General features: G+C 49.2%; 10 protein-coding genes and 1 pseudogene. All 11 read left to right on the top strand.

Features of this window, described 5'->3' with window-relative positions; all coding sequences use genetic code 11:
• Nucleotides 1–260 (top strand): annotated as a pseudogene (locus F566_RS36375) (IS4 family transposase); the annotation flags it as partial.
• A 134-nt stretch (nucleotides 261–394) separates the two neighbouring features.
• Complete coding sequence (gene iscR / locus F566_RS0118500) at nucleotides 395–883, top strand: Fe-S cluster assembly transcriptional regulator IscR (protein WP_020408509.1); 489 nt, start codon at nucleotides 395–397, stop codon at nucleotides 881–883.
• A gap of 43 nt (nucleotides 884–926) precedes the next feature.
• Entirely contained in the window at nucleotides 927–2,105 is a 1,179-nt protein-coding gene (locus F566_RS0118495) for an IscS subfamily cysteine desulfurase (protein ID WP_020408508.1), read from the top strand.
• A 129-nt stretch (nucleotides 2,106–2,234) separates the two neighbouring features.
• A complete protein-coding gene (gene ndk, locus F566_RS0118490) occupies nucleotides 2,235–2,663 on the top strand; it encodes a nucleoside-diphosphate kinase (RefSeq protein WP_020408507.1) in 429 nt (142 codons plus the stop codon).
• A 98-nt stretch (nucleotides 2,664–2,761) separates the two neighbouring features.
• Nucleotides 2,762–3,940, top strand: a complete 1,179-nt coding sequence (gene rlmN / locus F566_RS0118485) for a dual-specificity RNA methyltransferase RlmN (protein ID WP_020408506.1) — start codon at nucleotides 2,762–2,764, stop codon at nucleotides 3,938–3,940.
• Between the two features lie 110 nt (nucleotides 3,941–4,050).
• Entirely contained in the window at nucleotides 4,051–4,884 is an 834-nt protein-coding gene (pilW, locus tag F566_RS0118480) for a type IV pilus biogenesis/stability protein PilW (protein WP_020408505.1), read from the top strand.
• The gene (locus F566_RS0118475; RefSeq protein ID WP_020408504.1) at nucleotides 4,884–5,918 is read left to right on the top strand and encodes a RodZ domain-containing protein; all 1,035 of its coding nucleotides are present in this window, start codon (nucleotides 4,884–4,886) and stop codon (nucleotides 5,916–5,918) included. Before pilW ends, F566_RS0118475 begins: the two co-directional genes overlap by 1 nt.
• A 10-nt stretch (nucleotides 5,919–5,928) precedes the next feature.
• Entirely contained in the window at nucleotides 5,929–7,041 is a 1,113-nt protein-coding gene (gene ispG / locus F566_RS0118470) for a flavodoxin-dependent (E)-4-hydroxy-3-methylbut-2-enyl-diphosphate synthase (RefSeq protein ID WP_033416538.1), read from the top strand.
• A 154-nt stretch (nucleotides 7,042–7,195) separates the two neighbouring features.
• On the top strand, nucleotides 7,196–8,470 hold the full coding sequence (gene hisS / locus F566_RS0118465) for a histidine--tRNA ligase (RefSeq protein WP_026180127.1): 1,275 nt from the start codon (nucleotides 7,196–7,198) through the stop codon (nucleotides 8,468–8,470).
• A 132-nt stretch (nucleotides 8,471–8,602) separates the two neighbouring features.
• Complete coding sequence (locus F566_RS0118460; RefSeq protein ID WP_020408501.1) at nucleotides 8,603–9,256, top strand: YfgM family protein; 654 nt, start codon at nucleotides 8,603–8,605, stop codon at nucleotides 9,254–9,256.
• 60 nt (nucleotides 9,257–9,316) lie between these two features.
• Nucleotides 9,317–10,468: an outer membrane protein assembly factor BamB gene (gene bamB / locus F566_RS0118455; protein WP_020408500.1), complete on the top strand. Its 1,152-nt coding sequence runs from the start codon at nucleotides 9,317–9,319 to the stop codon at nucleotides 10,466–10,468.
• Nucleotides 10,469–10,561: the final 93 nt, after the last annotated feature.

Raw genomic sequence — 10,561 nt, 5'->3', positions numbered from 1 at the left:
AAGCATCGATTGCGGCGGTAAGCTTTGATCGAGCCCCGTCTGACATTCGCTTCAAACCAGTGTGTGATTATATTGCTGTTCAGTTAATTGTGATGGCGGCTTCCAATCCGATATCTGGAACAGGTCGGCGCTTGTCAGAGTTAAGATCGGGAATTAGTAGTCTGTTTTTGGAGAGGCGTCCGAGGCCTACGACACCTCGGACGGTTAAGATATCAAAGACCCGATATCCAGTAGATCGCAATGCTGCTCCTCTTAAGTGAACAGCATTGCGGCGGATGTCGGGCTTTTTTATTTGGGTTAATGAAGTTGGAGTGATTGACGGCTGATGCAGGGTAATAGTTGATCAAGTTGTGTGGTTATTTCATAATGCCGCAAAAACTCCAAGGGTGTGCGAATGAGGTTAACCACAAAAGGGCGTTACGCTGTGACGGCAATGCTGGATCTGGCGATGAATTCGAAGTCGGGTCCTGTGAGTCTTGCTGATATTTCCGCGCGTCAGGGAATCTCTCTTTCATATCTGGAGCAGCTGTTTGCCAGGCTCAGGCGAAGCGAGCTGGTGTCAAGTGTTCGTGGTCCCGGAGGGGGGTATCTCCTGGCGCGGTCTATGGAGGAGGTCGCAGTATCTGACATCATTGATTCGGTCAATGAGTCGATTGATGCTACTCGTTGTGGAAATCGTGGTGATTGCCAGGGGGGGGAGATATGCCTGACCCATCATCTCTGGAATGAGCTTAGTGTAAAGATTCATGATTTCCTGAGTGGCATTAGCCTGGCGGATTTGATGAATAATCCTCAGGTGATGGAAATCGCCGAGAGACAAAACAAACGTCATGAGATCAGTTCCAGTTCGGAGTTGACTCTGGTCTCATCCAGTGAGTTGTAATGCCGTCGCAAAATATCACAGTTAGAAGAGATTTTAGAATTCCATGAAGCCTGTATACCTTGACTATGCTGCCACCACGCCTGTTGATCCTGCTGTTGCTGAGGTGATGGTGGGATGTCTGACTATGGACGGGGTCTTTGCCAATCCGGCTTCCAGGTCGCATGTTTATGGGTGGCGTGCTGAGGAGGTGGTTGAACGCGCACGCAGGCAGGTCGCAGATCTTCTTGGTGCTGATCCAAGGGAGGTTGTCTGGACTTCTGGGGCGACGGAGGCCAATAACCTGGCAATTAAGGGTGTGGCGGGTCGATATGCTGATAAAGGGCGTCACATTATTACCTCTTCCATCGAGCATAAAGCTGTGCTTGACCCATGTGCTTTTCTCGAAGAGCAGGGATATGAGGTTACCTATCTAAAGCCTGATTCTGATGGATTAATCACGGCGGAAGCGGTGGCTGAAGCGTTGCGTGATGACACAATACTGGTGTCTGTCATGCATGTGAATAATGAACTGGGTGTTATAAATGATATTGAGGGAATTGCGGAAGTGGTGTCGGGGCATCAGGCTTTTTATCATGTCGATGCCGCTCAAAGTGCAGGAAAGCTGCCTCTGGATATGTCCAAGGTGAAAGTGGATTTGCTGTCATGTTGCGCTCACAAGATTTATGGCCCTAAAGGTGTTGGTGCTTTATATGTTCGAAAGAATCCCTTTGTCGGTGTGGATGCGCAGATTCACGGCGGAGGCCATGAGCGGGGGATGCGCTCAGGGACACTGCCGACGCATCAAATAGCGGGCATGGGGGCGGCATTTGCGCTGGCGGGAGAGTTGATGGAGCAGGAGCAGGCCAGAATTCTGCATTTGCGCCAGGCGCTCTGGGATGGCATTAAAGATCTGGGTGATATCGCTGTTAATGGTCATCCGGATCAACGAGTTTCCGGGATTTTGAATGTCCGGGTGGGTTATGTCGACGGAGAGTCGCTCCTGATGTCCATGCGTGATATTGCGGTATCTTCGGGCTCAGCCTGCACGTCTGCGTCACTGGAGCCGTCATATGTGCTGAAGGCTCTCGGTGTGGAAGATGGGCTGGCTCTCAGTTCCATTAGAATATCCATTGGTCGCTATACCGGTGAGCAGGATATTCGTCGGGCAGTGGAGTGCATTCGTAATAGTGTCAGTAAGTTAAGAGAGTTATCTCCCGCCTGGAAGGCCAAAACTGCTGGTTAATAAAAGTTTACAAATTAGCTTTGGGTCCTGTGACCTGAAAGGGAAGACTGGAGTGTAACTTTAGTCGGAACATGCGTATAATCGCGTGTTCAGAATTTATCCATATCAATTTATTCGGAGAATACATCGATGGCTGTTGAGCGTACGCTTTCAATTATCAAGCCAGATGCTGTGGCGAAGAACGTCATTGGCGAAATCTACTCTCGTTTTGAGAAAGCCGGACTGCGTATTGTCGCTTCCAAAATGCTGCATCTGTCTCAGGAACAGGCAGAAGGTTTTTACGCAGAGCACAAAGAGCGCCCATTCTTTCCGGATCTGGTTGCATTTATGACTTCAGGTCCAGTTGTTGTGCAAGTACTTGAGGGTGAAGGTGCTATCGGTCTTAATCGTCAGTTGATGGGGGCTACTAACCCTAAAGAAGCTGAAGCAGGAACTATTCGTGCAGACTTTGCTGATTCTATCGATGCCAATGCTGTTCACGGTTCTGATTCTGCAGCATCTGCAGAGCGTGAAGTTGCATATTTCTTCGGTGAAAACGAGATTTGCCCACGGGGCTGATAAGCCTATCCTTTGTTTAGTTTCAACGAAGGAAATCAAGTGCAGGACTGATGTCCTGCACTTTGCGTTATAGATGGCGAGTTGCCATAGAGGTAAATATGACAGACAATCATGTCCAGCAGTCGAATGATGAGTCGACCAAACAATCTGAAGCAGGTGACGAAAAGGTCAATCTGCTCGGGATGAGTCGTTCTCAACTGGAAACTTTTTTCGAGTCGCTTGGCGAGAAAAAGTTCCGCGCCTCACAGATGATGAAGTGGGTTCATCAACTGGGGGTAACTGACTTTGATGATATGACCAACATGAGCAAAGCCCTGCGGGAAAAGCTCAAGTCGGTTGCTGAGATCGTGGTGCCTGAAATTACCTACGAGGATCACTCTGCTGATGGTACCCGAAAATGGGTTATGCAGATGGCTGGCGGAAGCAGTATTGAAACAGTTTATATTCCTGACGGAGGTCGGGGAACTCTCTGCGTATCGTCCCAGATTGGCTGTTCACTTGACTGCAGCTTTTGCTCCACGGGGAAGCAGGGCTTCAACCGCAACCTCACCAGTGCAGAGATTATTGGACAGTTGTGGATCGCGGCTCGTTCATTTGGGAATGCTGATGTCTCCAAAGAACGCTATGTCACCAATATTGTATTCATGGGGATGGGCGAGCCTCTATTGAATTTTGACAATGTCGTTCCAGCCTGTGATCTCATGATGGACGACTTTGCTTATGGCATATCCAAGAGGCGATTGACGGTCAGTACCTCAGGTCTGGTCCCCATGATTGATAAGCTAGGGTCGGTGACTGATGTGTCATTGGCTATTTCTCTACATGCCCCGAATGATCCTTTAAGGGATGTGCTTGTTCCCGTAAACAAAAAATATCCAATTAAAGACCTGATCGCTGCGTGCCAGCGTTACCTGGCGAACCTTCCTGACAAGCGTCGTATCACGATAGAGTATACCTTGATCGAGGGGGTGAATGACCTTGTCGAGCATGCCCATGAGTTGGTCGTGCTATTGAAGGATCTGCCGTGCAAGATCAATCTGATACCCTTTAATCCATTCCCCAATAATGAATACCGGCGCCCATCCAGAAATGCCGTGATGAGGTTTCAGAAGGTGTTGAATGAGGCCGGATATGTAGCCACTATCCGCACTACCCGTGGGGATGATATTGATGCTGCCTGTGGGCAGCTGGTAGGCCGGGTAGAAGATCGGACACGGCGAAGTCAGAAGTATATTCCAGTGGCTGACGTAACACCGGCAACACAGGTTGCCCGTTAGTCAGCCCCAAGAGTGCCGGAATACGGTTGTGTAATTTCCGGTGCTCAACGTTATGGCAAAATAAGTATAGAATACAGAGAACTATTTAAACCGGATGCTATAAACCGACTATGGTTTACACAAAACTGATCGCCAATACAGAAAGAACCACAGGTTTTCTCAGACTATCCTGCCTGCGACGGCTAAGCCTTCTCATCATTGTTCAATTCCTGTTTGTGTCTGGTTGTGTCACTACAGTGGAAGGTCCATACAGGGCAAAGGCCTCTAAAAGTAAGGCTGCTGAACAGTATGTTCAGTTAGGGTTGGCCTATTTTCAAAACAGGGAATATGACCGAGCTACAGAAAAACTTTCCAGAGCGCTGGAACTGGAGCCGCAGAATGCTACAGCCCATGCTGCACTTGGTTTGGTTTACCAGGCCCAGGATGAGCCTGAGCATGCAGAGGAAGAGTTTCGTACTGCGTTAAGGCACGATCCCAATTACACTCGTGGAAGAACCTATTTCGGTGCTTTTCTGTATCAGCAGGGTAGATTGAAAGATTCACTGAATCAGTTTCGTCTTGCCTCAGAAGATATTCGTTATGAGTCCCGGGCGCAGATTTTCAGTAATATGGGATTAATCCATGTGAGGCTCAATCAGGTGGATGAGGCGATTAATGCCTATGAAAAGTCCCTGACTCTGCGCAGAGATCAGGTGAACGCCTATCTGGCATTGTCAAATCTTTACTACGACACTGAAGACCTGAGTAGAGCGGACCGGTATTATCAGGTTTATTGGGACAGGGTACGCAGTGGTCAGGCGAGTCACACAGCGCAGAGTCTGGCATTGGGGATTAATATCGCCCGTGATAAGAAGGATCGGAACGAAGAGGCTTCTCTGACTCTCCTGTTGAAGAATTTGTTCCCGGAGTCAATGGAATATCAGAAAATTAAGGAATCCTCCTGATGTCTTCTGAAAATGCAGTACAACAAAAGACGAATAACAAACCCGGAAGCCGCCTGAAACGAGCCAGGGAAGATAAAGGGTGGAGTGTCTCCGATACCGCAGAAAAGCTACATGTTATTCCCCGCTATGTCCGTGCGATAGAAGAAGGGGAGTACGATCAGCTTCCCGGTCTGGTATTTCTGAAAGGCTACATTCGCTCCTATGCAAGGCTGGTTAATCTCTCAGAAGACCGTTTGATTGAGGATCTTGAGCAGGAACTCCTGATGTCCAGTGATCCCATGATGGAAACTGGTTCGGCTGCAGTCTCGCCAGCGGGTTTTGAGGAAAGTAAAGGCGGCGGGAAAAAAGTATTATTGCTGGGGATTGTGATTGTGCTGGCAGGTGTCGGTTATTTCGCCTGGGAGTATTTCAGTCAGCAGCAGGTCACAACTCCGGAAGCATCAGCGCCGCTTGAACCAGAAGAAGTGATGGAGCAGGACCGGACTCAGTTGGAAGGCGTCGATACTGAAACGGTTACCTCTACGGCAACTTCGACAGATGCCGCTTCGGTTAGTGATAATGCTCCAATTGTGGCAGAGGAGCTGATAACACCTGAAGAACCTGTTCCAGCATCTGAGGCAGTTATTGACGCCCAGCCGACCTTGGAGCCGAGTGTTGAGACGGTAACAGAGAGTTCTGAGCCAGAGACTCCGTCAGTTACTTTAGAGGAAGCAGTTGTTCAGGTGCCAGAGCCAGCTGAAGCTGTTGAAGAGGTGACCGCGTCGTCGAGTGTTGCAGAATCGGCGGACTCATCCAGTGTGACGGTAAAGGCTGTATTCACTGGGGATTGCTGGTTTGATCTCAGAGATCGGGATAATAATCGCACTGTCGGCCTTTATAGAGCTGGGGATGTCGTCGATTTTTCCGGTGCTTATCCTTTGAGGTTTGTGGTCGGTGCAGTTAATGCGGTATCTATTGATGTGAATGGTAAACCCCTGGATTTTTCCCAGTATCGGGTTCGCAATAATCGAGTCGAATTAGTGTTGGAGCAGTAGGTCAATGTCCATGTTTCGTGAATCCCCCATCAAACGACGTAAGTCGCGTCAGATTATGGTGGGGAATGTTCCAGTTGGTGGTGATGCTCCTATTGCAGTGCAATCCATGACCAATACAGACACCTGTGATGTTGATGCCACTGTCGGGCAGATCAGGCGTCTGGAGGAAGCCGGCGCGGATATCGTCAGAGTGTCTGTTCCCACAATGGAAGCAGCCGACGCCTTTGCCGCAATTCGCCAGCGGGCAAATTTACCCTTGGTGGCAGATATCCATTTCGACTACAAAATCGCTCTGAAAGTAGCGGAGTATGGAGTGGACTGTCTGAGGATCAATCCCGGCAACATTGGCCGGGAGGATCGTGTTCAGGCTGTGATTAGTGCTGCACGGGATAATGGGATTCCAATCCGGATTGGTGTGAACGCGGGATCATTGGAAAAAGATCTGCAGAAAAAATATGGAGAGCCGACTCCGGAAGCGTTGGTTGAGTCGGCAATGCGGCACATTGATATTCTGGATCGGCATGACTTTACCAATTACAAAATCAGTCTGAAGGCATCGGATGTCTTTATGACAGTGGCGGCATATCGATTGATCGCCGATCAGATTGAGCAGCCTCTGCATTTGGGGATTACTGAGGCAGGCGGTTTCAGATCGGGGGCGGTTAAATCATCGATCGGTTTGGGCATGTTGCTGATGGATGGCATTGGTGACACGATTCGTGTATCTCTGGCTGCAGATCCGGTTGAAGAGATTAAAGTCGGGTTTGATATCCTGAAGAGCCTTCATCTGCGAACTAAAGGTATCAATTTTATTGCCTGCCCGAGCTGCTCCCGTCAGAACTTTGATGTCATCAAGACCATGAATGAGCTGGAAAGCCGTCTTGAGGATATATCTACGCCAATGGATGTCGCTGTGATTGGCTGCGTGGTGAATGGACCTGGCGAAGCCAAAGAGGCGGATGTGGGCTTAACCGGTGGGTCTCCCAATAATCTTATTTATGTCGGTGGGAAGCCTGATCATAAGCTGGATAACGATGAGCTGGTAGACCGTTTTGAAGCCTTGATCAGGGAAAAAGCGGCCGATAAGCAGAAAGAAATCGACGATCTGATTGTCAAAGCCTGAGAGGCTGTGTCTTACGATCAGTGACAACACTCTCCCGGCAGTCTTTTACAGAAGAGCTGAAGGGGTGACAGATAAATAACCATTCTCTCATTGTCTTTTCGTTCACTAAGGGCGTCGGCAGTGAGAAGACTAACTTAAAATATTGAGGTGTAAATTGGCACGCATTCAAGCCATTCGTGGTATGAATGATGTCCTTCCTGAGCAAACCCCTGTGTGGCGGTATTTGGAGGACACAGCAAGAGCATTGTTCGAACAATATGGTGTTGAAGAAATCAGAATGCCAATTGTTGAGCAAACCGAGTTGTTTAAGCGCTCTATCGGCGAAGTGACGGATATTGTCGAAAAGGAAATGTATACCTTTGAAGACCGTAACGGTGACAGTTTAACTCTGCGTCCGGAGGGGACTGCCGGCTGTGTTAGGGCAGGCGAGGAGCATGGCCTCCTGTTTAATCAGGTGCGTCGTCTTTGGTATACGGGACCTATGTTCCGACATGAGCGTCCACAAAAAGGGCGCTACCGTCAGTTTCATCAGATCGGGCTTGAATGTTTCGGTTTTAACGGTCCGGATATTGATGCCGAGTTGATTATCCTGACTGCCAGATTGTGGCAAAAGCTTGGTCTGTCTGAGCATGTGGAACTGCAGCTTAACTCCATTGGTAGCGCTGCTGCCAGGCAAGCCTATAAGAATGCTCTGGTGGACTATCTGAGTCAGTATAAAGATCAGCTGGACGAAGACAGTCAGCGTCGACTGGATACCAATCCGCTGCGAATTCTGGACAGTAAAGATCCAAAAACCCAGGAAATTCTTGTGAAAGCTCCTGAGTTTTCAGACTATCTGGACGATGAATCCAAAGAACACTTTGCTGGCCTTTGCCAATACCTTGATCGTGCCGGGATCGCTTATGTGGTGAATCCTCGTCTGGTGCGCGGTCTGGATTACTACGGTAAAACGGTGTTTGAATGGGTGACCACAAGCCTTGGTGCGCAGGGAACCGTGTGTGCTGGTGGACGTTATGATGGTCTGGTAGAGCAACTGGGCGGTCGGTCAACGCCGGCTGTTGGGTTTGCCATGGGGGTTGAGCGACTGATCCTAATGTTGGAAACCCTTGATCTGGTGCCGGCAAGTCTGCATGATCGCGCTGATTTCTATATTTGTGCTTTAGGGGAGGGTTCGAGCCTTTATGCTTTTGAGGTGGCTGAGCTGTTGCGGGATCTGCCTCAGGATGTCCGTGTGGTAACCCACTGCGGTGGCGGCGGTTTCAAAGCACAAATGAAGAAAGCTGATAAAAGTACGGCGACTTTTGCTCTGTTGTTGGGTGAAGATGAAATTCAGCAGCGGACTGTGACGGTGAAGCCTCTGCGCTCTGATCAGGCTCAAAAGACATTGCCGCTGGATGATTTTATTAAATCTGTGCCACAGATGCTTTGAAAATTGGACGTTTTCCCTGATGCAAGGTATAAAGCTGCGGGGAGCGAATAATAAGCGCACAGGAAGGCCAGCGTCATTTGGCCTGGCATAATAACAGTTGATGAAGTTTTAATCGGTTAGGAGAGATCAAGAGTGGACTACTTACGCTCTGAAGACGAAGATGTTGCAGCACTTAAGCGCTGGTGGAAGGAAAACGGTAATTCTCTGTTGATCGGAGTTGGTCTTGCCTTGGCAGCCATTTTCGGCTGGAAAGCCTATCAGCAGCATGAGAAAGAGCAAAAAGAGCAGGCTTCGATTCTTTACGATAAATTGACTCAGGCCGTCGCATCACAACAGGGAGCGGCAGCGGAAAATGCAGAAGCGAACGTTGTGTACCTTGCCGGAGAGCTAAAGGACAAGTTTCCTGACAGTATTTATGCGCATTATGCGAGTCTGTTTGAAGCCAAAGAGCTGGTTTCCGACGAAAAATACGCTGAGGCAGAGGCAGTATTGGCGGAAGTGAAAGCCAAGAGTGATGACGACGCCTTGAATGCGGTCATCAACACTCGCTTGGCCAGGGTTAAGGCAGCATTACAAGAGTATGATGCTGCGGTTAGTTATCTGAATACCGGTAAGGATGATCCCTTTTATGTCTCCTACGAAGAGCTGAAAGGGGATATCCTGAAAATGAAAGGCAGCCGGGCCGAAGCAAAAGCAGCGTATCAGAATGCTCTAGACCAGGCCAAGGTATTAAACCAGCCTACCCAGATACTGGAAATTAAAATAAACGATCTTGCTGATGCGTAAATGACTGCAGAGATTTCGGTATTCACCGTCTGCAGCTAAGTTACTTGAGATAAGTCGACCATGAATTTTTATTCTGACAGGCGCTCGTACTGGGCGCTTTTTTTCGTTGTAAGTCTATTGGTTGGTTGTGGCGATGATGCGGTTCGCCCACCTCCCGCAGAGTTGCAATCATTTGAACCCCAGATTGAGCTGGATCGTGTCTGGAAGAATTCATTTGGGGATGGCCAGGATGAGCAGTTTTTGCAATTTGCCCCCTTGCTCGCTGGCGGTACGCTTTATGATCTTGAGTACGATGGCGAAATCTATGCAATAGATCTGGAAAGTGGTGATGATCTCTGGGACGTTGATCTTGATGAACCGCTGGTTGGTGGTGTAGGTGGAGATACGCAGCAGGTCTTCGTAACCACTTTTGATGGTGAACTGGTTGCCCTGAACGCTGTCGATGGAGCTGAGTTATGGAGGAAAGCGATATCGGCGGAAGTAATGGCTCCGGCGACTCTGTTTCTCGACACGGTGATCGTGCAGACGGTCGATGGAAAATTGGCCGGGTATGACAGAAATGACGGTGAACCCAAGTGGGAATACCGCAGTACTGAGCCTGCATTGACCTTGAGAGGGACCAGCCGGCCAACGGTATTTCAGGATGCTGTGATTACCGGGATGTCCAATGGTGCCGTTGTCGCCGTGAGTGCCCGGAATGGTCAATTATTCTGGGAGCAGAAGATAGCTGTTCCCAAAGGTAAAACCGAACTGGAAAGGCTGGTGGATGTGGACGGTGGCGTCCTGCTTTCTGACGATGCAATTTATGCTGTTGCCTATCAGGGGCAGCTTTCCCGCTTGAATCTGTTTAACGGTAAACCGGTATGGTCAATTCCCGTTTCAAGCCGCACCGCGCCAACAGCAGGGTTTACCAACATCTATGTATCCACGATAGAAGGCGACGTGGTCGCATATGATCGGGAAACCCAGACAGAAATCTGGAAGCAGTCTGATCTTGCCTATCGTGAGCTTACAGCGCCTGTGGTGTGGGGAAATTATATCGTCGTCGGTGATCTGGAAGGGTATATCCATGTTCTTTCACAGGTGGACGGGGCGTTTGTTGCGCGGATTCAGCCAGCTTCGGAGTACATTGCTGTCGCACCGGTCATCTATGATAACAAACTGATTGTGACGGGCAGCGACGGCTCAGTCAGTGCCTGGGAAATTCGTTGAAATCCATGTCCCTGAGCTCTGCATCTGTCACTCGATGTTTGTGGAGTGGGGTAGTAGTAAATAGCGTAAGTCTTGTTATGCCTTGGGGCAGTG

The sequence above is a fragment of the Hahella ganghwensis DSM 17046 genome (genome assembly GCF_000376785.1).
Lineage (GTDB): Bacteria > Pseudomonadota > Gammaproteobacteria > Pseudomonadales > Oleiphilaceae > Hahella > Hahella ganghwensis.
This window is presented reverse-complemented; position numbering and strand designations above follow the sequence as displayed.

Coding starts and splice junctions, on each gene's coding strand:
- ndk (WP_020408507.1), top strand. CDS start 2,235: ATGGCTGTTGAGCGTACGCTTTCAATTATCAAGCCAGATGCTGTGGCG.
- F566_RS0118475 (WP_020408504.1), top strand. CDS start 4,884: ATGTCTTCTGAAAATGCAGTACAACAAAAGACGAATAACAAACCCGGA.
- iscR (WP_020408509.1), top strand. CDS start 395: ATGAGGTTAACCACAAAAGGGCGTTACGCTGTGACGGCAATGCTGGAT.
- bamB (WP_020408500.1), top strand. CDS start 9,317: ATGAATTTTTATTCTGACAGGCGCTCGTACTGGGCGCTTTTTTTCGTT.
- ispG (WP_033416538.1), top strand. CDS start 5,929: ATGTTTCGTGAATCCCCCATCAAACGACGTAAGTCGCGTCAGATTATG.
- F566_RS0118495 (WP_020408508.1), top strand. CDS start 927: ATGAAGCCTGTATACCTTGACTATGCTGCCACCACGCCTGTTGATCCT.
- rlmN (WP_020408506.1), top strand. CDS start 2,762: ATGACAGACAATCATGTCCAGCAGTCGAATGATGAGTCGACCAAACAA.
- pilW (WP_020408505.1), top strand. CDS start 4,051: ATGGTTTACACAAAACTGATCGCCAATACAGAAAGAACCACAGGTTTT.